This window comes from Embleya sp. NPDC050493 (assembly GCF_044458105.1).
In the GTDB taxonomy this organism is placed as follows: Bacteria; Actinomycetota; Actinomycetes; order Streptomycetales; family Streptomycetaceae; genus Embleya.
Genome location: NZ_JBITHP010000003.1, coordinates 590,431 through 612,836, shown reverse-complemented (window position 1 = coordinate 612,836; position 22,406 = coordinate 590,431). Strand labels below are relative to the sequence as shown.

The following is a 22,406-nucleotide window of genomic DNA, read 5'->3' as shown; positions in this document are numbered from 1 at the left end:
CACGTTCGCGATTTCTCCCGCCCGTTCGCACAGGCACAAACAACCCGTCCGCTGTCACTGGCGGTCAATGGCCGGTTACCTATGGTTGACGAGGCCGGCGGCTCCGGGGTTTCATGCACCGGTGGGAGAACGTGTGCACGGCGATACTTGGGGGCTCGCAGAGGCCATGAAGTTCATCGAACGAGGGCCGGAAATCGGCAGGTTGCGCACGGCGCTCCGGGAATGCGCCGCCGCACGAGGCGGTGTCGTCCTGGTGGACGGCGCCGTGGGTTGCGGCAAGAGCGAGATACTCGGCTGGGTCGGCGAGCAGGCCGCGGCCATCGGCGCGATGTCGCTGTCCGCGACCGGGTCGGCCGCGCCCCGCGCCCGACCCCTGGCGATCCTGGCCCAGTTCCTCGACGGCCCGTCCGTACCGGCCCGACTGGCCCTCGCCCTGGGTCGGTTGGTCGAGGACGAGGACACCACCCGCGCGGCCCGGCGATTCACCACCGCGATCCACGAAGTAGCCCTGCGGCAACCGGTGGTGGTGTCCCTGGACGACGTGCAACACGCCGATGCCGCCTCGGTGCGGTGCCTGTTGCACCTGGCTCGGCATTCGGGCCGGGCCCGGGTTCTCGTACTGTTCGCCCGCTCGCTCGACTTCGCCCTGGCGGACCCGCAGTCGGACACCGAGTTCCTGCGCCAACCGGACCTGGCTCGCCTTCGCCTGGCCCCGCTGACCCCGACCGGCGTGGCCGAACTGCTCGCCGAGCACCCCGACGTCCCCGACCCGAACTCGGGCCCGGACCCGGCCCCGGATCCGAACTCGGCCCCGGATTCGGATGCGGGCTCCGTCTCGGATCCAGCCCAGTGGTACCACGAACACACCGGCGGCAACCCGCTGTTGCTGCGCGCACTGATCGCCGAGCACCGATCCGCGTCCGGTGCCGCGACGCCGCCGACGCCCGGCGGCCCGTTCAGCCAGGCCGTGCTGACCTGCCTGCGCCGAGGCGGGGCCGGCATGTGGCGGGTGGCCCGGGCCGCGGCCGTCCTGGACGCCGGCGCGTCGGCCCAGGTGTTGTCCCGGATCGCCGACACCACGCCACGCGCCACCGCACAGGCCCTGGGCGCGCTCTCCGGCGCCGGCCTGCTGGACGGGGACCGACTGCGCCGCGCGGCCCGCAACGCGCTGCTGGACAGTCTGGATCCGGCCGAACACGGCGGCCTGCATCGTCGCGCCGCCGCCGTGCTGCGCTACGAGGGTGCCCCGGCGGCCCGGATCGCCACCCATCTGCTCGCCGCCCGCGAGGCCCCCGACCCGTGGGCGGTGGGCGTGCTGCGCGAGGCCGCCGAGGAGGCGTTGGACGGGGATCGGGCCCACCGGGCGATCGCCTGCCTCGAACTGGCCGCCGAACAGTGCCGCGACCCCGCCGCGCGCGCCGAGACGCACGTCCGGCTCGCCGAGGTCACCGGGCGGCTCAACCCCCACGCCGCCGAACAGCGGTGCCTGGGCGAGCCGTTGACCGCGCTGGCCCTGGGCGACCTGCCCGCGTCGAGCATGACCCCGCTGGCCCACCAACTGTTGTCGCACGGCCGGCTGGACGCGGCCCGCCGGGTCCTCGACCGGCTCAAGGAACACACCGACCCGCGGGCGGAGTGGATCGACCACGTCGAATCGGACCTCCCGCACCCGTGGCTGTGCCACCCGCAACCGGCCGCGCCGTTACCCGATCCCGTCGAGCGCGTCGAGGCCGCCGAACACCTGTTGCGGGTGTCCGGGTTGACCGACGTGACCCTGTCGCCGCTGGTCGCCGCGCTGCACCTGTTGATCGACCGGGACCGCGCGAGCCGCGCGGAAGCCCACGCCCGGGCCCTGCTTGCCGAATCGATCCGGCGCGAAGCTCCCGGCTGGCAGGCCGTGTTCGGCTCGGCGTGTGCCCAGGCGGCGCTGCGCCGGGGCCGGTTGCCGGAGGCGGAGACGTACGCGCGACAGGCGATGGCGGTCCTGCCCGAGCGCGCCGGAAGTCTGTTCCTCGGCGGCCCGCTGACGAGTCTGATCAGCGTGTACACCGAGATGGGCGACTACGCGGCCGCCGCACACCAGGTGAACCAGCCGGTCGGCAAGGACCTGTTCACCGGCCTGCACGGACTCGCCTACCTGCGCGCCCGGGGCCGATTCCTGCTGGCCACCGACCGGGTCCGGGCCGCACTCGCCGATTTCCTCCAGGTGGCCTGGCTGGTCCACGGCTGGGGAGTGGACCAGCCGTTCTTCGTGCCCTGGCGCACCGACGCCGCCGAGGCCCTGCTGCGCCTCGACGAGACCGAGCGCGCCCGGGACCTGGTGACCGAGCAGCTACGGCTGTGCGGTCCCGGTGGCGGCCGGATCCGCGGGACCACGCTGCGGCTGCACGCGATGACCGTCGACGTCGCCGAACGCCCGGCACTGCTGACCCAGGCGGTCGAGGCGCTGCGCCGCTCCGAGGACACGTTGGAGTTGGCCCGCACCCTGGAGGCCCTCGCCGAGTCCTATCGGGCCCTGGCCGAGCCGGTCCGCGCCGCCACCCTGCAGTCCCGGGTCTGGCACCTGACCCGGGACTGCGGCGCACGCCCGCGTGCGCGCAACATCGCGCACGCGTACGCCGACCTGTTGGAGACGAACATCGGCGGCGCGGGCGCGGATCTGAGCGAATCGGAGAAGCGGGTCGCCGCACTGGCCGCGTCCGGGTACAGCAACCGGGGCATCTCCGAGGAGTTGTTCATCACGGTGAGCACCGTCGAGCAGCATCTGACCCGGGTCTACCGCAAACTCGACATCAAGAACCGCCGGCAACTGCCCGCCCACCTGCGGTCGCACCTGGACTGGTGTCGGCCCGCCCACGAACCGCCCGGCGCAGCCCCGCGGCGCACCGACGAGCCCCGATCCACCGGGCCCGCGGCCACCGACTCAGACCCGCACCGGCAGCCCCAACGCCCGGGCGAACAGGCCGCGGTGCAGGTCGCCGGTGCCGCCGAGCGCATCCGCCGCTGACCGACGCGGCGCCGGCCCGGCCACCCCCTCGCCCAGCACGCCCGCCACGCCCGCCACACCCGCCACACCCGCGCCCAGTGCCGCCGCCGGACCCAGCAGATCCAGCACCAACGCGCCGAAGTCCGTGGCCAGTTCACCGCCCAACGCCCCGGCCGCGAGGGCATGCAGGCGCGCGGTGTCGTCGCCGATGCCCCGCGCGGGCATCACCGCGGCCGCCGCCAGGAGGCGGATCGCCTGCACCCGCATGGCCAGTTCGGACAGTCCGGCGCGCGCGGCGGAGCCACGCGGCCCCGCCGCCGAGGCCGCTTCCGGGCCCGTGCGCAGCAGCCCGATCAGGTCGACCAGTTCGCGGTGCAGCGTGGCCGCGACGTCGCCGGCCGCGACCGACTCGGGGGCGAAGGTGTCCACGATCACCGACCAACCGCCGTGCACGGCACCGATCCTGGCCGTGTCCGCGACCTCGACCCGGTCGAGCAGCACCGAGCATCCGCTCTCGCCCGTCGGGGACCGGTGCGGTCGCACGGTCACGCCCGGCGTGTCGAGCGGCACCAGGAACACGGTGAGGCCGGCCTGCGGTCGCCGGCGGTCGGGGTCGGTACGCGCGGCCAGCCACACGTAGCGGGCCCCCTCCGCGTCGGCGAACCACAGCCGATCGCCGTTCACCACCCAGTCACCCCGTTCCTCGCCGCCGGCCCGCGCCGCACGCACCCGCACCGCGGCCGGGTCGAACTCGGCCCGCGCGGCCCGGTAGCCCGGCGCGATGCGCAGCGTGCCCCGGCGGATCCCGGGCAACAACCGCTCCCGCTGCTCCGGCGTGCCGTGCCGGGCGATCGCCGCGCCGAACGCGGTGGCGCACGCCAGGGCATCGGTGACCGGCAGGCGATGCCGGCAGACCTCCTGGCGCAGCGCGAACCGTTCGGCGGGAGTGCCGCCGCTGCCGCCGTGCACCGCGGACCACTCCAGGGCGAACCAGCCGTGTTCGGCCAACTCGGCCACGGTTGCCGGGTCGTCGGCCTGCTCCGGGCCCGACGGTCGCGGTATCGGGCGGCTCGCGACCACCTTGCGGACCGCCTTGCGCAGGGCATCGCCGTCCGGCCCCAGGCGGGGTTCGGGCAACCCGACGCCGGCATCCGGGCCGGCGTCCGCTTCGGTGTCCGGGTCGGCCTCCAACAGGCGATCGGCGACCTCGCCGCCGGGCGTGCCGAACGCACCCAGGCAGGCCAGATCGGTGTGCACCCGGCGGAACAACCACGGCGTCTCGTGGTCGTCGAAGCGGCCGGCGGCCGAAGCCTGTGGCCGATGGGCGTCGACACGCACCCGCGGGGCGATCCGACGCACGTGCGCGACGGCCAGTTCGGCGGCGAGCACCCAGTCGGTGGCGCCCTCGCTGTACCGGCGGACCGCGTCGGTGATCAGCAGGTCGCCGGCGTCGAGTTCGATCCGGCTGTGCTCGGCCCGCGGCCGGCCCTGGCCGCGCGCGCCGATCCGGACCTCCCGCCGAGCACCGCTCCCGGCCCGCCCGGCTGCCACCGTGCGCTCGGCGGCGCCGAACGCACGTGCGGCCAGGCCCAGTCGGAGCAGGGTCAGCAGCCGATCGGCCCGATCCGCCGGGATCGCGTCGTACGCGAGGGCCGCCCCGAGTCGGGCCCGGGACCACCGGGGTACGGCCAGACCCTCGACCGGTTCGGCCGCGAGGATGCGGTACAGCCCCACCGGGCCGCCGCCGTACGGCAGGCGCAGCACGTGGGTGGCCGCGTCGCCGGCCTCGATCAGGCAGTCGGTGCCGACGTCGGCCTCGCCCCCGCCCGGCAGCGCGGTCACCACCCGGATGCCGCCGTCGCCGATCGCGCCGGCCAGGCCGGTGTTCGCGGCGAACAGCCGGGCCGCGACGAAGGCGTCCAGCACCGGCAGCGGGCATGCGGCCCGCCCGAGCGCGCGAACCAGAGCGATCGCGGCGGCCAGGGCGCCGGTGTCGCCCAGGTCGAACCAGCCGTGCACGGCACCCACGTCCCACAGCCGGTCCAGGTCCCCGGTGGGCGCGGCGCCGGCCCGGCCCCAGTGTCGGGTGATCAGGGCCGCCGCGTTCGCGGTGAACTCCCCGACCTCGTCCCGGTGCGACACGTCCATGTCGTGGCTCCCTTCGGCGATGCGTCCCGAACACGCTTCGGGCCCTGCGGATCTGCTCCGGTGGTGTGGGCAACGCCCTCGGCCCGTCCGGGAATCGCCGGTTCGACGGGCGCGACGACGCGGCGGTCAACCGGTTGGCCCCGCCAGCGTATGAACCCGGGATCGGTGGCGGAACCCCTGACCGCCGCCCCTACCCGGGCTGGGGTTGCCGTTCCGCGTCCGGTCGGCCGAACGCGCGCCGCCGGCACATGCACCGCCCCCGACCCGACGTGCGCGCCCCGGTCGCCGCAGAACCGACTCAGTTCACGATCGGGTTGGGGCAGAACCGGTTCTCCACGCGCTGGATCGGCGTACTCACCGACACCGGCGCCGCGATCCCGTTCGGGGCGTTGCGGATGTCGGCCATCGAAGCGGTGCACACCAGTTGGTCCAGGAGGAGTCCGGTGAGCGGAGTGGCACCGGCCAGGTCGACCCGGAGGGTGACGCCCTGGGCGCTCACCCGCGCGGGTCCGGCGTTGCGCGGGACGGCGCTGGTCACCCCGGCCCGGACCTCCTCCCAGCTGGGTCCCGCGAGCAGCAGGTCGATCGCGGCCTGCGGGGTGACACCGGTGAGCGAGGTGCGCAGGACGGGTTGGATGCGATGGTCGGCGATCAGGTAGACGTACAGGCTGCCGGGCTGTCCCGGCGGGGCGGGCGAGACGATGCCCTGCGCGGGCAACCCGGCCTCCACCGCACCGGTGGTGGGGATACCGCAACCGGCGCCGACCGCGAGCAACGCGACCGCCGCCGCCAGGCCGAGTCCGGCGGACCTTCGCGGATCGGGTCGCGTCGTCCGGTGCCCTGGCCGGACGTGTCGGAGCAGCAGCCGCATCGTGGTTCCGTGCGGCTGTTTCTCCGGTGCGGCGAGGTGAGCGCGGCGGGCCCGAAGGGCGGATGTCGGGCGGCGCGGCCCCACCGGGATCCACCGCACCGGGCCTGGCCGGGCCGTCGTCATACGTCCTCCGTCGCTCGGATCCGGGCGTACCGGGGTAGTTCGACGGTGAACTCCGCGCCGCCGTCGGGTCGGTTCGCCGCCCGGATCCGTCCGTCGTGCAACCGCACGTTCTCCAGCGTGATCGCCATGCCCAGGCCGCTCCCGGCGGAGCGGGCCCGGGCGGTGTCGGCCTTGAAGAAGCGCTCGAACACCCGATCCAGCGTGTCGGCGGCCAGGCCGGGGCCGCGGTCGGCCACGCGCAGCACGATCCACAGGCCGTCCGCTCGCCGCTCCGTGTCCAGGCCCACCTCGACCGGCGGCGCGCCGTGCCGCAGCGCGTTGCCCACCAAATTGGCCACCACCACGTCGAAGCGTCTGGGATCGACCTCGGCCCGAATCCCCGCCGGCAGCTCGGTGGACACCGCGTCCGACCAGGCCCGTGCGGCCAGACAGCGACGCACCGCCTCGGCCACGTCGAGTTCGTCCACGTGCAGCGCGGCGGCGCCGGCGTCGAAGCGGGAGATCTCCATCAGGTCGTCGACGAGTCGGGTCAGCTTGCCGGTCTCGGCGGAGACCAGACGCAGCGCGGCGGCCGTGTCCGGATCCAGCCGCTCGGCGGCGGCGTCCTCGTCGAGCACGTCTATCACGGCGGCCATCGCCGCGAGCGGGGTGCGCAGTTCGTGCGAGACGTCGGCCGCGAAGCCGCGCGCCCGGGCCTCCATCGTGCGCAGCCGCGCCTCGTTCTGCTCCAGGGCCGCCGCGGTGTGGTTGAAGTCCCTTGCCAGCTCCGCGAGTTCGTCCCCGCCCTTGACCTGGAGCCGGGTGTCCAGGCGGCCCTGGGCCAGCCGCCGGGTGGCCCGTTGCAGGGCCCGGACCGGGCGCAGCACCCCGCCGGCCACCACCAGTGCCAGGACCAGTGCGAGCAGGACCGCCGGGATCGCGCCGTTGCGCGCGGCCCGGACCAGGGCCGCCTCCTCCTGCATCTGCGCGCGCATCGGGGTGAGCACGTAGACCTGCACGCCGGACAGGCGTCCGTCGAGCGGTTTGGCGAAGGTCACCGGCACGCCGACGGCGAGCAGGATCACGCCCTCGCGCTCCACCCGCTGGAACGCGGTCGCCGCGGTGGAGGTGGTGCGCAGCTCGGCGGGGATCGCGTTCGGTGTCAGCGTGCGGTCGGTGGCCGCCCACAGGTCCCGGTAGCCGGCCGCGACGGCCCAGTGGTCGTTGTTGCCCCGGGTGTCCACCAGCGCCACGATCCGCTCCAGCGCGGCCTGGTCCGGCGGGAACGGCACCGACGGCGCGACCGCGTCGACCCGGTCGCGCACCGAGCGCACCACCGAGTCCTGGGCGCGTTGCAACATCGCGGTACGAGCTTCCCGGTAGGTCAGCGCGGCGGTCGCGAGCGCGGCGAACGCGGCGACGAGCAGGCAGGCCGAGGCCAGCCGCACCCGCAGGCCTCGCAGCACGCGCAGCCGGGCGAGCGGCCCGGTCACAGCGGCCCGAACCGGTAGCCGAAGCCGCGCACGGTCTGGATGTAGCGAGCCGGCCGGTCCGGCTCCTCGATCTTGATCCGCAGGCGCTTGACGCACGCGTCGACCAGGCGGCTGTCCCCGAGGTAGGGGTGCTCCCACACCGCCTCCAGCAGTTGCCCCCGGCTGAACACCTGGCCGGGAGAGGCGGACAGGGCGAGCAACAACCGCAGCTCGGAGGGCGCCAGGGCGACCGGCCGGCCGGCCTTGAGCACGGTGAGCGCGGTGCGATCCAGGGTCAGTTCGCCGTGTACCTCGCGGCGCCCGACCGGGGCCGCCGACTCGGTGCGGCGCAGCACCGCACGGATCCGGGCCTCCAGGACCCGGGCCTGCACCGGCTTGACCACGTAGTCGTCGGCACCCGCCTCCAGGCCCAGGACGACGTCCATGTCCTCGTTGCGCGCGGTGAGCATGATCACCGGCAGGGTGCCGGCCCGGCGGATGCGCCGGCACACCTCGAAGCCGTCGATGCCGGGCAACATCAGGTCCAGCACGACCAGGTCGGGATCGAATCCGGCCACTCCCGCGAGGCCGTCCTCGCCGCTGTGCCGCACCTCGGTCGTGTGGCCTTGCCGGCGCAGGCCGATGGCCAGGCCCTCGGCCACGGCGGGGTCGTCTTCGATCAGGAGCACGCGAACCATTGGTTCAGTATCGATCAGCATCCGACCGCGAACGCGCTTCGCGGAAGCGATCGGGCCGGTTGTGACAGAACGGTCTTCTTCCCGGCCGAGTGTGGTCATCCGCGCTCGCCAGGGTCGAGGCCATGACCATACGCACTGCACTCCCCGTCCCCCGCCGTCGATCGTCGGGTGCGGTCGCGCTCGTCGTCGCCGCGCTGCTGGCCCTCGTCGCCGGCTGCGCGGGCGAGTCGGCCCGGACCAACGCGGTGTCGGTGTCCACCGGGGCCGCGGCCCCGCCGACCTCCACCGTCGCCGGCGGGCCGGTCACGCTCGCCCCCGCATGGCCCGAGGGCGGCCAGGCCGCCGTGTCGGTCGACGACGCCCGGGAGCCGCTCGCCTCGGGCTCCGCCAAGCGCACGCCGACCGCGAGCCTGGCCAAGGTGATGACCGCCTACCTGTTCCTCAAGGCCAAGCCGCTCGCGGCGGGGGCACCGGGGCCGTCGTTCACCATCTCGGCCGAGGAGGCGAACCGCTACCCGGAGCGACTGCGCCGGTTCGAGAGCCTGACCCCGGTCACGGCGGGCGAGTCCTTCACCGAACGTCGGGCCCTGGAGGCGCTGATGGCCGTCTCGGCGAGCAACGTCGCCCACGAGATCGCCCGTTGGGTGGACGGGGACGAGGCGACCTTCGTCGCCCGGATGAACCGCACCGCCAAGGAACTGGGCATGCGCGACACCCACTACACCGATCCCAGCGGCTTCGACCGCGCCACCGTGAGCACCGCCGCCGACCAGGTCAGGCTGTTCAGGGTCGCGATGCGCGAACCGGCCTTCGCCGCCGTCGCCGGCGTGCGCAGCTATACCGACTCGGCGCAGATCACCAAGTCCAACAGCAACACCCTGCTCGGCCGCGAGGGCGTGCTCGCGGGCAAGACCGGCTTCACCACCCCGGCCGGCGGCAACCTCGTCTTCGCCGCCGAGCGCCGCATCGACGGCCGGCCGCAACTGGTGGTCGCCGCGGTCATGGCCCAGCGCAAGGGCAGCACCGCCGCCGCCGCGATCAACGCGAGCGAAACCCTGATCCGCTCGATCGGCACCCCGTAGCCGAACCTGCGCACACCAGCGCCACCCGCCCCGTTCGCCCCCACCGGCCGTGTCCGGCGGTCCGGGTCGGCACCGCGCACGACCCGGCCGCCGGCCGATATTCGACGGCCCGGTGTCCGGTCGGCTCCTACACTGGCCGGCGATTCGATCCGCGGTCGGGCCCGACCGGCAGGCCGGCGAGCGGGGAGTGGCGATGCGGCCCGATTCCTGATCCCGGCGATCACCGGGCCTCTCGATCGGCGGGCCCTGGATCACCGGGTTTCCGCTCGATCCAGGGGCCGCGCCGATCGAGGAGTCACGCCGATCGAGGGGCCGCGCCGATCGAGGAGCCGCGCCGATCGAAGGACCGCGTCGGTCACGGAACTCGTCGGGAACCCGTCGATCCACGGGAAGGACCGGTGGCGCCGCACGGGGGGACGGCGCCACCGGGGCTCAAAGGGGGATGTTGCCGTGTCGGCCGCGGCCGGCGGGTGCGCCGGCCAGTGCCTCCACGACCCGCTCCACGGTGTCCTTCGGTTCGATCACCTCGTCCACCACGCCGAAGTCCAGGGCCCGGCCGACGCCGCCGGAGATGCGCTCGTGCTCGGCGACCAGTGCGGCGAGGAGTTCCTCGCGCGCGGCGCCCTCCACGGCGGCGAGCCGCTTGCGGTGCAGGACGCCCACCGCCGCCTCCGCGCCCATCACCGCGACCTCGGCCTCCGGCCACGCGAACACGGCAGTGGCGCCCAGGGAACGGGAGTTCATCGCGATGTAGGCACCGCCGTACGACTTGCGGGTGACCACGGTCACCCGGGGCACCTCGGCTTCGGCGAACGCGTGCAGCAGCTTGGCGCCGCGCCGGATCACCCCGCCCCACTCCTGGCCCACCCCCGGCAGATAGCCGGGCACGTCCACGAGCACCACGAGCGGGACTCCGAAGGCGTCGCACATCCGGACGAACCGCGACGCCTTCTCGGCCGACAACGAGTCCAGGCAACCACCTTTGCGCAGCGGGTTGTTGGCGATCACTCCGACGCTGCGCCCGGCCATCCGACCGAAGCCGACCACGATGTTCGGCGCCCAGTGCGACTGGAGTTCCGTGAAGTCCTCGGGTCCCGATCCGTCCACGATCGCGTGCACCAACGGGCGTACGTCATAGGCACGGCGCGCCGACTCCGGCAGCAGCGCGCGCAGGTCCCGGGTACGGCCGCGGGCGGCGTCCGGATCGAACCGGCCGGGCCGGGCGAAGAACCCGGCCAGCCGACGCGCGTGGGTGTACGCCTCGTCCTCGGAACCGGCGCTCACGTGCGCCACGCCCGAACGTCTGGCGTGTGCCTCCGGGCCGCCCAGGCCCGCCATGTCGATCTCCTCGCCGGTGACGCTGCGCACCACGTCCGGCCCGGTCACGAACATCCGGCCGGCCGGTGCCATCACCACGATGTCGGTCAGCGCGGGGCCGTACGCCGCGGCGCCCGCGGCCGGACCGAGCACCACGGAGATCTGCGGAACCCGGCCCGAGGCACGGGTCATCGCCGCGAACATCCGGCCCACGCCGTCCATCGACTCCACCCCGTCGGCGAGCTTGGCGCCGCCGGAATGCCACAGGCCCACCACCGGGCAACGCTCGCGCACCGCCGTGTCCACCGCCCGCGAAATGCGCTCGGCACTCGCCCACCCGAGCGCGCCGCCCATCACCGTCGCGTCGGTGCAGTACGCGATCACCCGGGCGCCGTCGATCCGACCGGACACCGCGTAGACCCCGGCCGGATCCTCTCCCGGCAGGGCCTGCACCCCGTCCGCGTCGAGCAAACGGCGCAACCGTAGTCGCGGATCGCGCGCATCGACCGGGTCGGACACCGGCGGCTGCGCCGATGTGGCTTCGCGTTGCTCCGGAATTCCGGTGGTGGCAGTGGTCGTCATGGCTTCCCCGTTTCCCGAGTCGTCGATCGACGCGAGGTACCGACTCATTAAAGCGGCGCGACCTCGACTATCGCTTGCATCGGCCTTTCGCCTGCACGCGCCCCCGCACGGGCGGATCCGACCGGCACCCGATCCGACCCACTCCGCCCACGGTGTTGTCAGGGTGCGGAACCAGGCGTAGAAGGGAGGGGTATACGGCGTCCTCGGACGTCGGCGTGGTTCGCGAACACGACTGCGCCGCTAGCCTCGTGGGCCCGGCGAGCAATCTGCACGTTCCCCTCGAAGGGAGCCCGGCATGTCGGCGGAACCCGTTCACCGATGCCCCGTGCTCGACCCCACCGCCCGCGCCGCGCATGCCGAGGCGGCGGCTCTGCGCGCTCGGGGACCGGCCGTCCTGGTCGAACTCCCGGGAGGGGTACGGGCCTGGTCGATCACCCGGTATGGCGTGATCCAGGCGCTGACCACCGATCCCCGGGTCTCCCGCGACTTCCGCCGGCACTGGCCCGGACTGGCCGAACTGGCCGATGGCTGGCCGATGGCCTCGGTGGCGCTCCAGCAGAGTCTCGCGAACACCTACGGCGAGGAACACCGCCGACTGCGTGCCCGGCTCGCGCCGTCCTTCGCGCCCCGTCGGGTCGAGGCGATGCGGCCGCGCGTCCAGGCAACGGCGGATCGTCTGGTCGACGCGCTGGCGGCCGTACCGCCGGGCGAAAGCGTCGACGTGCGCCAAGCCCTGTCGTTGCCGCTGACCATGACCGTCATCTGCGACCTGCTCGGCGTACCGGACCACCTGCGCGCCGGGCTGGGCACTGCGATCGACGCGATCCTGGACACCACCATCGATGCCACCGAGGCGGTCCTGCGGCAGGTCGAACTCCAGTGCAGATTGGTCGAGTTGCTGAGACACAAGCGGGAACACCCGGGTGCCGACCTGACCAGTGACCTGCTGATCCCGGCCGCGGTCGACCAGGAGGAATCCTCGGAGCAGCAACTCCTCGACTCGCTCTTCCTGATGCTCGGCGCCGGCTACGAGACCTCGGTCAATCTGATCACCAGCGTCCTGTCCGAATTGCTCAGCCACCCCGAGCATTCGGCTCGGCTGCGGGCGGGCGGCATCGATTGGACCGACGTGATCGAGGAGACGCTGCGGCACGAAGGACCGGTGATGTACCTGCCGTTGCGCTATGCGATCGAGGACATCGAGTTGGGCGAGGGCGTGTCGATCCGTCGGGGTGATGCGATCATCATCGCCTTCGCCGCCGCCGGCCGGGACCCAGCGGTGCACCCCGACGCACCCGACACGTTCGACCCCACGCGCGCCGACAAGGCGCACCTCGCCTTCGGATACGGCCCGCACTTCTGCCTCGGCGCACATCTGGCCCGGTTGGAGACCCGCATCGCGGTGACCACCCTGTTCGACCGCCTCCCCCGGGTCGCTCTCGCACACCCCGACCAACCCCCGCCGCCGATCCCCTCGTTGATGGTCAACGGCCCGACGCACCTCGACATCGTCCCGACCCCGGCGGAGCCCACCTGATCCGCCACCGGGGGCGTCCGAGGCGCCGTCCACACCCGGACGACGTGGACGTCCCGCCCGGGGTGGGCACCGACGATGCCCGTGCCGGCGACCGACCGAGCGGCGGCCGGGTCGCCCGCGACCACCGCCCCGCGTCACCATCGGCCCCGCGTCACCACCGCCCCAGAGTCGCCCCCGGCCTCATCGTGATCCGCTTCGCCCACGGCCCCGCCCGCACCCCCGCCCGGACCCACCGGCCGCGGGGCGGGCGGCGGCGGAGCCGGCGTTCGATGGTCGACCGCGATCAGCGGGTCGCCGGTCAGCGGATGGTCGAGGACGACAGCGCGGATGCCGAACACCTCGGCGAGCAGTTCCGGGGTGAGCACCTCGCGCGGCGTGCCGGACGCCCGCAACGCACCGTCGTGCAGCACGTGCAGCCGATCGCACACCGAGGCCGCCGCGTTGAGGTCGTGCAGCGCGATCAGCGTGGTCCGATCCTGGGCGCGCAGCAGCGCCAGGAGCTCGACCTGATGCCGCACGTCGAGATGGTTGGTCGGCTCGTCCAGGACCAGCACGTCCGGTTCCTGCGCCAACGCCCTTGCCAGCAACACCCGTTGCCGCTCACCACCGGACAGCGTGGAGAACCGTCGACCCTGATGCGCTTCCACGCCGGCCTGCACCAAGGCGATCAGCACCGCCGCCCGGTCGGCGGCGCTGTCGCCCGCGAACGCCTTCTGATACGGCGTACGACCCATCGCGACCACCTCACGCACGGTGAAGTCGAAGTCGTTCTCCCGCTCCTGCGGCAGCGCCGCCACATGCCGGGCCGCCATCGCGGGGGGCATCGCCCGCAGATCCCGGTCGCCGAGCAGGACCCGGCCTGCCTGCGGCTTCAGGTGCCGATACACCGTGCGCAACAGGGTGGATTTGCCGCTGCCGTTGGGGCCGACCAGGCCGGTGATCTCGCCGCCGGCCGCGATCAGCCCGACTCCGGTCAGGATGTCCCGCCCGGAGAGGGTGACGTGCAGATCCTCCACGGTGATCCGCGTCCGTGCCGTGCCGAAGCCCACGCCCGCTCCGTCGCCGGTTCCGCTGTCCGCGCCGCCACCCGCTCGTTCGCCCGCGCTGTCCCGCACGCCGCCCGTCATCGCGTCTCCAGCCGTCGATCGAGCAGGAGCAGCAGTACCGGTGCACCGATCACGGCGGTGACCACACCGATCGGCAACTCCTGGGTACTCACCGCCGTACGGGCCAACGTGTCCACCGCCACCAGCAACACAGCGCCGAACAGCGCCGAGACGGGCAGCAGTCGGCGGTGATCGCCGCCGATCAGCAACCGGCACACGTGCGGAACCATCAGTCCGACGAAGCCGATCGCCCCCGAGACGGCGACCAGCACACCGGTCAGCACGCTGGTCACCGCGAACAGTTCACGCCGCAGCCGGGCGACGTCCACGCCCAGCCCGGCCGCCGTCTCGTCGCCCATCGACAGTGCGTTCAGCGCCCGGGCCCGGGCCTGCAAACCGAGCAGGCCGAGCGCCACCGCGGCGGCGGGCAGCGCCAGTTGCTCCCATTGCGCCCCGCTGAGGCTGCCCATCAGCCAGAACAGCACGCCCCGCGTCTGCTGCTCGTCGCCCGCCTGCAGGACCAGGAAGCTGGTGAAGCCGGACAGGAATTGGCCCACCCCGATCCCGGCCAGCACCAGGCGCAGCGGGGAGAATCCGCCGCCGCGCCGAGCCAGCGCCCACACCAGCGCGAAGGCCGCCAACGCGCCGGCGAACGCCGAGGCGGACAGCCCGTAGCCGAGCACCCCTCCGGTGCCCGCGCCGAGCACGATCACCGCGACCGCGCCGAGCGAGGCGCCGGAGGAGATGCCCAGCAGGTACGGATCGGCGAGCGGATTGCGCACCAGTGCCTGGACGGCGGTGCCCACCAGTCCCAGTCCGGCGCCGACCACCGCCGCCAACAGGGCTCGCGGCAGCCGCAGTTGCCACACGATCAGGTCACGGGTGCCGGGCTCGGGCGCCTCGCCGGTCAGCCGTCGCCCCACCACCGACCACACTTCGCCGATCGGAATGTCCACCGATCCCAGCGACACGGCCGAGGTCAACGCGACGACCAGGAGCACGGCCAGGACCCCGACCACCCAGGCGGTGCGCGCCGGGCGGGCCCGGTCGTCGTCGACCGGGGCGGCGGGCGCGGGCACCGCCTCGGTTCGGCGTCGGGTCCTGCGCTCGAATACCGAAACCATCGGCCCTACCCCGCGGCCGGCGCGGGTTGGACCAGTCCCGGGTGGATCGTGCTCGCGATCCGCCGGACCGTGTCGGCGTTGCGGACCCCGGCGATCGTGGTGCTCTCGGAGCCGATCCGGACGAACTTCCCGTCCCGCACCGCATTCAGGCCCTTGGTCGCATCGAACGTGCGCAGAAAGCGTTCGGCCTCGTCGAATGCCTTCGCGTTGTCCTCGGCACTGCCCTTGTTCCGTACACCCAACTGGATCCAGTCCGGGTTCTTCGCCACCACGTCCTCCCACGGGACGGGCTTGAAGTCGCCGGCGCAATCGGCGAACACGTTGCGCGCTCCGGCCTGGGTGATCACCGCGTTGGCAACCTGCTTGCCGCATATCGCGATCGGCTGCTTGGTACCGGCGTCGAAATCGAAGAAGAAGTAGGTCGGCCGCCGGTCCTGCGGCACGCCCGCGAGCGCGGTGCGCACCGTGCCCAGGGTCTGCTCCATGCCGGCGACGAGTTCTTCGGCCCTGGCGGACGTCCCGGTCACCGCGCCCAGTTCCCGGATGTCGGCCTCGACCGCGGCCAAGTCCTGCTGCGGGCCCTGGCGTTTGCTCGCACAGGCGGTGGACTTGAGATAGATGTGCTTGATGCCGGCCGCCGCGAACTCCTTCGGCGAGGGCCCCGCGCCCATCGCTCCCATGCCGCCCATGTCGGCGAAGGTGTCGATGTAGAGATCGGCGCCCGAGCCGAGCAACTGCTCCTTGGGAATCACCATGTCGCCGAGCACCCGGACCTTGCCCGCCTGGGCCGAGAACTGCGCCGGCATGGTGCCCTTGCCGGGCGGGAAGCCGGTTCCGATCACCCGGTCTCCGGCGCCGAGCCAGAACAACATCTCCAGGCTGGAGGCGTTGCTGGTGACCACCTTCCTCGGCGCCTCGGCAAACGTCGTCTCGACGCCGGCGCAGTCCGCCACCTTCACCGGGAAACCGGACGCCCCACCGGCACCCGGCCTCGTCGCCGCCACGGTCGGGCCGGAAGCCGCACCGTCCGTGTCCTTCGAATCGCCCCCACACGCCGTCGCGAACAAAACCACCACGGCGGCCACGCCACACACCTTGCTGCCCCGCACTGTTTCGCTCCCCGGAAGTACCGACAGTCGACCCGCAAACGCGAACCCACACACACAGTCGGCCAACCCCCGAACAAAGTTCCCCCAAACCCCAAGCCCCCGCCCCACGCCACCCCGGTCCCGGTCCCGGTCCCGGTCCGTCGGACGGGACGCCCGTCCGTGGGACCGGGATCACGGCGTGCCTTGTCGGCCGGGGTACCGCGGGTACAAGACGTCGAAGCCGTGCGGCGCGCCGGTCGGTCAGCCGGCCGCGCGGTCGGTGAGGGGGCGTCGGCGCAGGGCGCTTCGGGCCAGTGCCGGGTGGGTCCACGCGCCGTCCGGGTGGTACACGTTCGTACCCGGCGCAACGATCGCGTCGATGCGATCGAGCGTCGCGTCGTCCAGGGTGAGCGTCGCGCCCTTGACCAACCCTTCGAGCTGTTCCATGGTGCGCGGCCCGATGATGACCGAGGTGACCGCCGGGTGCGCCGTCGGGAAGGCGACCGCGAGTTCGGGCAGCGTGCAGCCGATCTCCTCGGCCAGTTCGACCAGTTGCTCGACGATGTCGAGCTTGGCCGCGTTCACGGGCAGTGCCGGGTCGAAGCGCCCCGGGTTGAGCCCGGCTCGACCGGACGTCAGGTCGATCGGGCCGCCCTTGCGGTATTTGCCGGTGAGGAACCCGGACGCCAGCGGACTCCAGGTCAGCACACCCATGCCCAGGCGCTCGCACACCGGCAACAACGAGCCCTCGATGCCCCGGGCCAGGATCGAGTAGGGCGGCTGCTCGGTCCGGAACCGCTGCAGCCCACGACGCTCGGCCACGTGATGGGCCTCGACCACGTCCTCGGCCGGGAACGTCGAGCAACCGAACGCGCGGATCTTGCCCTGCCGCACCAGGTCGGTCAGGACCGAGAGGGTCTCCTCGACGTCGGTCGACTCGTCCGGACGATGGATCTGGTACAGGTCGATCCAATCGGTCCGCAACCGCCGCAGGCTGTCCTCGACCGCCGTGGTGATCCAACGCCGCGAGTTGCCGCCCCGGTTGATGCCTTCGCCCATCGGAAAGTGCACCTTGGTCGCCAGGACCACGTCGTCGCGCCGTCCTTCCAGGGCCTTGCCGACGATCTCCTCGGATTCGCCGGCCGAGTACATGTCGGCCGTGTCGACGAAGTTGATCCCGTGGTCCAACGCGGCGTGCACGATTCGAGCACAGTCGTCGTGGTCGGGATTGCCCACCATCCCGAACATCATCGTGCCGAGGGCCTGCACGCTGACCTGAATACCGGTGCGGCCGAGAGTGCGGTAGCGCATGATCGTGCTCCTTGTGTACGTGCGTGCGTGTTCCCACGGGCCGGCGACCGGGCGGCCCACCGGGCGGGCGATCCCGCGGCCGCCCCACCGCGCCGGGCACGGGCCGTCCGAATGGGGGTCGGGCAATCGCCGTGGGTGCGCCCGGGCTCCCGGACGCGAAAGCGTTCCCGACCGGAAATCTACGAGCTGGACTCGACTCCAGGTCAAGTCCCATCCTGAGACCCGTGACCGACACCCCCGAGGACCTGACCATCGGCCAGGTCGCCACCCGCACCGGCCTGAGCATCGACACCCTGCGCTTCTACGAGCGCGAGGGCATCCTGGCCAATCCGGTCCGCCGCAACCCGGCCGGCCGACGCGTGTACGCCGAACACGACATCGCCTGGCTGAACATGTGCATGATCCTGCGCGGCTCCGGCATGCCCATCCCCGCCATCCGCCACTACACCGAACTGGCCCGCGCCGGGGAGGGCACCGAACGCGCCCGACTGGCCATCCTCCGCGAACACCAGTCCCGGATAGCCGCCCAGATCGACCAGCTGCACAAGTGCCTCGACCTGATCGGTTACAAGGTGGGCGTCTACGAGGACTATCTCGCCGGGACGGAAACGGAGAGCGAGGCGGCGACGGAAGGGGAAACACCGGCGACGCCCCGGGCGCAGATCGAGTCGGAGGCCGCGACCGAGACCGAGACGGAGGCCACGACCGGGACGGGGACCGAAACCACGACCCCCACCACCACCGCCACCGAAGCCGCCCTGCCCGATACCCGGACTGCTTGCGGCCCGCCCACCCCCTGAGCCCGACCGCCCCGACCCCTGCCCTCCCGCCGCCCGCCCTCCGAAGAGCGCCCGCCTGCTATTCTTCGATTGACCGATCAGTCATCGAATCGAAGGGCAACACCCAGTGCCCCGCACCGTGGACCCCGGCCGCACCGCCCAGCGCCGCGAAGCGATCACGCTCGCCGCCGCCAGGCTCTTCGCGGAACAGGGGTTCGAGCCGACGACCGTCGCCGACATCGCTCGTGCGGCCGGTCTCAGTGCGGCGAGCGTCTTCTACTACTTCCCGGACAAGCGGGCGGTGTTCCGCGCCGTGTTCGAACGGGACCTACCGCTGTCCCACGAACGCATCGCCCGGTTCGCCGATGCCAAACACCCGGCCGAGGCGATCGTCGAACTCGTCACCGAACTCGCCGCCGACGCCCGCGACCCGAGCGCCGCCGGCCTGCTCGTGGAACTGCTGCGCCAGGTCGGCCGGGATCCCGAACTGGTCGAGGTGGTCACCCGGACCGAGGCGGTCGTCCGGGACGGCTTGGCCGGCCTGATCGCCCGCGGCATCGCCGACGGCACGATCGACGCGGCACTGGACCCGAACGAGGCGGCCGGGTGGATCCAGACCGTGGTCGACGCCGTATACCTGGGCGCCGCTCCCGATCGGGACGCCACGCCCGCACTGCGCCGCACCGTCGCGCGCTACCTGGCGCCCGCGCCCGAACCAGGGCCGGACCAGGCAGGACCGGACAGGCCGAAACCGGCCGAGAAAGGCCCGAACAAGACAAGCCAGGACGAGACAGCACCGAACGAAGCAAAGCCGAGCAAGACAAGGAGAAGTCATGCGCCACACGAAGCCCGATGAGCAGGCCGTCACGGTGCGGATGCCGTCGGTGTGGCTCTGGTTGATCGGCGTCGGCAGCACACTGCTCGGCTTCGGCGCCGGGTTCGCGGTCGCGCCGTTCGTGGACTGGCTGATCGATCTGGTCGGCTCCGCACCCGGCCCGCTGCGGCTGGCCGCACGGCTGCCGACGCACTGGGCCGTACCGATCCTGTCCGTGCTCGGCGCGGGCCTCGGGGCCTGGATGGCCGCGGCCGCTCGCCGGGAGAGCCCGGTGGTGACCGTGGCCGAGGACCACGTCGCCATCCATCGGGACGGCTCCGGCCTGCACATACTTCGCGAGCGGATCCACGCCGTCTTCACCGACGGCCGGGACCTGGTCGCCCTGGACCCGAGCGAGACCGAACTCGCCCGGGTCCAGGCGACCGACCTGCCCACCGGCCACCTGCACGACGCCTTCGCCCGGTTCGACTATCCGTGGCGCGGCACCACCGACCCGCGCGAGGCGGAGTTCACCACCTGGGTGGATGGCACCCCCGACCTCGACGAGGCCGCCCACGCCCTGCTCCGCGCCCGCAAGCGGGCCCTGACCGACAAGCAGGCCGGGGCGGCCGAGGACGCGCTGGACGAACTGCGCACCCTGGGCGTCGCCGTCCGCGACCGCAAGGGCGCCCAGCAGTACCGCCCCCGCCGCTCCGGCCCGCACGACACCGCCGACCCGAACCACCACTGAAGCCTGGATCGGACCGGTGGTCGGGTCAGCTCAGGCGTTCGAGGACCATGGCCATGCCCATGCCGCCGCCGACGCACATGGTCTCCAGGCCCCACTGCTTGTCGTGCCACCGCAGGGAGTTGATCAGTGTGCTGGTGATCCGCGCGCCGGTCATCCCGAACGGGTGGCCGATCGCGATCGCGCCGCCGTTGACGTTGACCTTGTCCAGGTCGAAGCCCAGGTCCCGGTACGACGGGATCACCTGCGCGGCGAACGCCTCGTTGATCTCCACCAGGTCGATGTCGGCGACGGTGAGACCGGCGTTGCGCAACGCCTGCCGGGACGCCTCGACCGGGCCGTAACCCATGATCTCCGGCGACAGCCCGGTCACCCCGGTGGAGACCACCCGGGCGAGCGGAGTCAGACCCAGCTCGCGCGCCTTGGTGTCCGACATGACCACCAACGCCGCCGCGCCGTCGTTGAGCGGGCACGCGTTGCCCGCCGTCACCGTGCCGTCCGGGCGGAAGACCGGCTTGAGCCCGGAGATGCCCTCCAGCGTGGTGCCCGCACGCGGACCGTCGTCCTTGCTCACCACGGTGCCGTCCGCGAGCGTGACCGGCGTGATGTCCTCGGCCCAGAAGCCGTCCGCGATCGCCCGTTCCGCCAGGTTCTGCGAGCGGACCGCGAACTCGTCCTGCTCGGCCCGGGAAATGCCCTTGTACTGGGCCAGGTTCTCGGCGGTCTGGCCCATCGCGATGTAGACGTCCGGGAGTACACCCTCCTCGCGCGGATCGGTCCAGGGCGCGGTCCCGGCGCCGGACCGCTCGGCCGAACGCAGTTCGGCCGGTGCGAAGAGAGGGTTGCGGGTGTCGGGGAGCGAGTCGCTGCTGCCCTTGAGTGCGGCCCTGGACACCGACTCGACGCCGGCCGAGACGAACACGTCGCCCTCGCCCGCCCTGATCGCGTGCATCGCCATCCGGGTGGTCTGCAACGACGACGAGCAGTAGCGGGTGATGGTGGTCCCGGGCAGGTGGTCCATGCCCAGCATGACCGCGACGTTGCGGCCCATGTTGAAGCCCTGCTCACCGCCGGGACCGCCGCAGCCGAGCATCAGGTCGGCGATGTCGTGCGGGTCCAGGCCCGGGACCTTGTCCAACGCGGCCCGAACCATCAGCGCGGCCAGGTCGTCGGGCCGGACGTCCTTCAACGAACCCTTGAGCGCGCGGCCGATCGGCGAACGGGCGGTCGAGACGATGACTGCTTCGGGCATGACGGAATCCCTGCTGTGAGAGTGAGTGGGTCGCGACGCCCACGCCTCGTGAAGGTACCGACTGGTCGGTATCTTGACCAGAGGCCGCGCCCGCCAACCGCACATCTCGCCCGGAATGGCCCCGCCGGCCGGAATGGCCGGAACCGCACGGCCCGAGCGCCACCCGACGCCCACGCGTCGATGCTTGACAATCGACGGCCGGCGACCGAATCCCCGGAGCCGTCGATCCGCCCCCGATCTGGTCACCGCGTCGAGCACCGGCTACCGTCCCCTCAGGACCGGAACGCCACAGACCGAAACGGCACAGACCGGAACGGCAGGGGAAGGAGGGCACCGTGAAGGCGCATCCGAGCGGCCCGTACCGCGTGGAGTACACCGAAACGGCGGCCACCGTTCGCGACTCGCTTCCGCCCGAGCGCCGCGAGCAGCTCACCAAGGCACTCCGGGTCCTCGCCCGCAATCCCTACACCAAGGCGTCCGCCCCGATCGGCCCCGACGACGACACTCGGCAGGCGATGGTCGCCCCCGCGCTGCTGATCGAGTACGGCGTGCTGCGCGGGGTCATGGTCGTCGTCGTGGTGACCGTCCTGGACGGCATGGAATTCCTCGGCGACGCCGACGAATAGCCCCACCCGCCGGTCCCCCTCCGCTCGCCCGACTCGGCCGTTTCGCGGGCCGGCGCGCCCCCTCACCGCGTGGCCCGCGCGACTTCGCCCGCACAGGCTCGCCCTACAGCGTCGCCGCGACCCGCTGCAACCCCGGCCCGGACAGGGTGTCGAGGCCGGCCGGGCGGCCCGTGGCCAGGAGGAGCAGGTCGGCGGCGGGGCCACGAATCTCGTCGGGACCCTTGCCCGCCGACCACTGTGCGTCGGTGGCCACCACGCGCGTGCCCCGGAAGCGTTTGCGCGCACCGTAGAACGGGCTGGTCAACACATGGCCGAGCGCCGCGAGCGCCGGCTCGGTGGGCATCGTGCGCACGCGTCCGAGCGGCCTGGCGACGTCCTGTCCGTGCACGAGCGCGTCGGCCAGCGGATCCAGCGGAGCGGCCATCGGCGCCCGACGTGCCGAACCCGCGGTCTCCCGGATCTGCGCGACCAGTTCCGCCGGGGTGAACCGGACGGCCAACTCCCGGGCCTCGTCGGCGACCATCCGGTCGAAGTCGCCCCGGGCCCGAATCGCGCCCTTGATCATGTCCAGCAGCGTCGTACGCGTCGACGTGGTCAGGTGCGCGGCCACCTCGCGCACCGTCCATTCCGCGCAGAGCGAGGCGGCTGCCCACTCCCGCTCGTCGAGGTCGTCGAAGAGATCGGCGAGGCTCAGTCGTTCCGCTTGTACCCACGCAAGGATCTGGTTGCGGTCCATGTCCGGTTCTCCTCGGGTCGCAGATTG

General features: G+C 72.8%; 18 protein-coding genes. 7 read left to right on the top strand and 11 right to left on the bottom strand.

The annotated features are described in order from the left end of the window. Positions 1 to 166 precede the first annotated feature (166 nt). Positions 167 to 3,007, top strand: a complete 2,841-nt coding sequence (locus ACIBM5_RS09390) for a LuxR C-terminal-related transcriptional regulator (protein WP_396006218.1) — start codon at positions 167 to 169, stop codon at positions 3,005 to 3,007. Here the strand turns inward: ACIBM5_RS09390 and ACIBM5_RS09385 are convergent. The 4 genes from ACIBM5_RS09385 to ACIBM5_RS09370 form a co-directional block, all read right to left on the bottom strand. Further along, on the bottom strand, positions 2,924 to 5,134 hold the full coding sequence (locus ACIBM5_RS09385) for an acyl-CoA dehydrogenase family protein (RefSeq protein WP_396006217.1): 2,211 nt from the start codon (positions 5,132 to 5,134) through the stop codon (positions 2,924 to 2,926). The two genes, ACIBM5_RS09390 and ACIBM5_RS09385, sit on opposite strands and share 84 nt — an antisense overlap. Before the next feature lie 298 nt (positions 5,135 to 5,432). Further along, on the bottom strand, positions 5,433 to 6,005 hold the full coding sequence (locus ACIBM5_RS09380) for a hypothetical protein (RefSeq protein WP_396006216.1): 573 nt from the start codon (positions 6,003 to 6,005) through the stop codon (positions 5,433 to 5,435). Between the two features lie 119 nt (positions 6,006 to 6,124). Then, complete coding sequence (locus tag ACIBM5_RS09375) at positions 6,125 to 7,600, bottom strand: ATP-binding protein (protein WP_396006215.1); 1,476 nt, start codon at positions 7,598 to 7,600, stop codon at positions 6,125 to 6,127. Next, positions 7,597 to 8,277: a response regulator gene (locus ACIBM5_RS09370; protein ID WP_396006214.1), complete on the bottom strand. Its 681-nt coding sequence runs from the start codon at positions 8,275 to 8,277 to the stop codon at positions 7,597 to 7,599. The genes ACIBM5_RS09375 and ACIBM5_RS09370 overlap by 4 nt, the downstream gene beginning before the upstream one ends. Positions 8,278 to 8,399: 122 nt before the next feature. Here ACIBM5_RS09370 and ACIBM5_RS09365 point away from each other — a divergent pair, with 122 nt between their 5' ends. Then, complete coding sequence (locus ACIBM5_RS09365; protein WP_396006213.1) at positions 8,400 to 9,359, top strand: D-alanyl-D-alanine carboxypeptidase family protein; 960 nt, start codon at positions 8,400 to 8,402, stop codon at positions 9,357 to 9,359. A 432-nt stretch (positions 9,360 to 9,791) separates the two neighbouring features. On the opposite strand, the gene ACIBM5_RS09360 is transcribed toward ACIBM5_RS09365, so the two are convergent. Further along, the gene (locus tag ACIBM5_RS09360; protein WP_396006212.1) at positions 9,792 to 11,258 is read right to left on the bottom strand and encodes an acyl-CoA carboxylase subunit beta; all 1,467 of its coding nucleotides are present in this window, start codon (positions 11,256 to 11,258) and stop codon (positions 9,792 to 9,794) included. 325 nt (positions 11,259 to 11,583) lie between these two features. On the opposite strand from ACIBM5_RS09360, the gene ACIBM5_RS09355 reads away from it, so the two are divergent. Beyond that, positions 11,584 to 12,795 (top strand): cytochrome P450, encoded by a 1,212-nt coding sequence (locus ACIBM5_RS09355; RefSeq protein ID WP_396006210.1) that lies wholly within the window; start codon positions 11,584 to 11,586, stop codon positions 12,793 to 12,795. A gap of 134 nt (positions 12,796 to 12,929) precedes the next feature. Here ACIBM5_RS09355 and ACIBM5_RS09350 read toward each other — a convergent pair whose 3' ends face one another. From ACIBM5_RS09350 to ACIBM5_RS09335, 4 genes are all read right to left on the bottom strand, one after another. Next, entirely contained in the window at positions 12,930 to 13,922 is a 993-nt protein-coding gene (locus ACIBM5_RS09350) for an ABC transporter ATP-binding protein (protein WP_396006209.1), read from the bottom strand. Then, complete coding sequence (locus tag ACIBM5_RS09345; RefSeq protein ID WP_396006208.1) at positions 13,919 to 15,025, bottom strand: FecCD family ABC transporter permease; 1,107 nt, start codon at positions 15,023 to 15,025, stop codon at positions 13,919 to 13,921. The genes ACIBM5_RS09350 and ACIBM5_RS09345 overlap by 4 nt, the downstream gene beginning before the upstream one ends. A 5-nt stretch (positions 15,026 to 15,030) precedes the next feature. Then, positions 15,031 to 16,119 (bottom strand): ABC transporter substrate-binding protein, encoded by a 1,089-nt coding sequence (locus ACIBM5_RS09340; RefSeq protein WP_396006381.1) that lies wholly within the window; start codon positions 16,117 to 16,119, stop codon positions 15,031 to 15,033. A gap of 255 nt (positions 16,120 to 16,374) precedes the next feature. Next, positions 16,375 to 17,424, bottom strand: a complete 1,050-nt coding sequence (locus ACIBM5_RS09335; RefSeq protein WP_396006207.1) for an aldo/keto reductase — start codon at positions 17,422 to 17,424, stop codon at positions 16,375 to 16,377. Positions 17,425 to 17,648: 224 nt separating this feature from the next. On the opposite strand from ACIBM5_RS09335, the gene ACIBM5_RS09330 reads away from it, so the two are divergent. From ACIBM5_RS09330 to ACIBM5_RS09320, 3 genes are all read left to right on the top strand, one after another. Then, positions 17,649 to 18,224, top strand: a complete 576-nt coding sequence (locus tag ACIBM5_RS09330; RefSeq protein ID WP_396006206.1) for a MerR family transcriptional regulator — start codon at positions 17,649 to 17,651, stop codon at positions 18,222 to 18,224. A 106-nt stretch (positions 18,225 to 18,330) separates the two neighbouring features. Continuing rightward, complete coding sequence (locus ACIBM5_RS09325; protein WP_396006205.1) at positions 18,331 to 19,059, top strand: TetR/AcrR family transcriptional regulator; 729 nt, start codon at positions 18,331 to 18,333, stop codon at positions 19,057 to 19,059. Further along, a complete protein-coding gene (locus ACIBM5_RS09320; protein ID WP_396006204.1) occupies positions 19,037 to 19,768 on the top strand; it encodes a hypothetical protein in 732 nt (243 codons plus the stop codon). Before ACIBM5_RS09325 ends, ACIBM5_RS09320 begins: the two co-directional genes overlap by 23 nt. Before the next feature lie 25 nt (positions 19,769 to 19,793). Here the strand turns inward: ACIBM5_RS09320 and ACIBM5_RS09315 are convergent, their stop codons facing one another. Then, positions 19,794 to 21,017, bottom strand: a complete 1,224-nt coding sequence (locus ACIBM5_RS09315; RefSeq protein ID WP_396006203.1) for an acetyl-CoA C-acetyltransferase — start codon at positions 21,015 to 21,017, stop codon at positions 19,794 to 19,796. Between the two features lie 335 nt (positions 21,018 to 21,352). On the opposite strand from ACIBM5_RS09315, the gene ACIBM5_RS09310 reads away from it, so the two are divergent. Further along, positions 21,353 to 21,643, top strand: coding sequence for a type II toxin-antitoxin system RelE/ParE family toxin (locus ACIBM5_RS09310; RefSeq protein WP_391583948.1), 291 nt, complete (start codon positions 21,353 to 21,355; stop codon positions 21,641 to 21,643). 103 nt (positions 21,644 to 21,746) lie between these two features. On the opposite strand, the gene ACIBM5_RS09305 is transcribed toward ACIBM5_RS09310, so the two are convergent. Then, a complete protein-coding gene (locus ACIBM5_RS09305; protein ID WP_396006202.1) occupies positions 21,747 to 22,379 on the bottom strand; it encodes a maleylpyruvate isomerase family mycothiol-dependent enzyme in 633 nt (210 codons plus the stop codon). Between the last annotated feature and the right edge of the window lie 27 nt (positions 22,380 to 22,406).

What these genes read in the sequence shown, in the direction of transcription:
- ACIBM5_RS09390 (WP_396006218.1), top strand. Translation starts at nt 167, where the DNA reads ATGAAGTTCATCGAACGAGGGCCGGAAATCGGCAGGTTGCGCACGGCG.
- ACIBM5_RS09385 (WP_396006217.1), bottom strand. Translation starts at nt 5,134, where the DNA reads ATGGACGTGTCGCACCGGGACGAGGTCGGGGAGTTCACCGCGAACGCG.
- ACIBM5_RS09380 (WP_396006216.1), bottom strand. Translation starts at nt 6,005, where the DNA reads ATGCGGCTGCTGCTCCGACACGTCCGGCCAGGGCACCGGACGACGCGA.
- ACIBM5_RS09370 (WP_396006214.1), bottom strand. Translation starts at nt 8,277, where the DNA reads ATGGTTCGCGTGCTCCTGATCGAAGACGACCCCGCCGTGGCCGAGGGC.
- ACIBM5_RS09365 (WP_396006213.1), top strand. Translation starts at nt 8,400, where the DNA reads ATGACCATACGCACTGCACTCCCCGTCCCCCGCCGTCGATCGTCGGGT.
- ACIBM5_RS09360 (WP_396006212.1), bottom strand. Translation starts at nt 11,258, where the DNA reads ATGACGACCACTGCCACCACCGGAATTCCGGAGCAACGCGAAGCCACA.
- ACIBM5_RS09350 (WP_396006209.1), bottom strand. Translation starts at nt 13,922, where the DNA reads ATGACGGGCGGCGTGCGGGACAGCGCGGGCGAACGAGCGGGTGGCGGC.
- ACIBM5_RS09345 (WP_396006208.1), bottom strand. Translation starts at nt 15,025, where the DNA reads ATGGTTTCGGTATTCGAGCGCAGGACCCGACGCCGAACCGAGGCGGTG.
- ACIBM5_RS09335 (WP_396006207.1), bottom strand. Translation starts at nt 17,424, where the DNA reads ATGCGCTACCGCACTCTCGGCCGCACCGGTATTCAGGTCAGCGTGCAG.
- ACIBM5_RS09320 (WP_396006204.1), top strand. Translation starts at nt 19,037, where the DNA reads ATGCGCCACACGAAGCCCGATGAGCAGGCCGTCACGGTGCGGATGCCG.
- ACIBM5_RS09315 (WP_396006203.1), bottom strand. Translation starts at nt 21,017, where the DNA reads ATGCCCGAAGCAGTCATCGTCTCGACCGCCCGTTCGCCGATCGGCCGC.
- ACIBM5_RS09305 (WP_396006202.1), bottom strand. Translation starts at nt 22,379, where the DNA reads ATGGACCGCAACCAGATCCTTGCGTGGGTACAAGCGGAACGACTGAGC.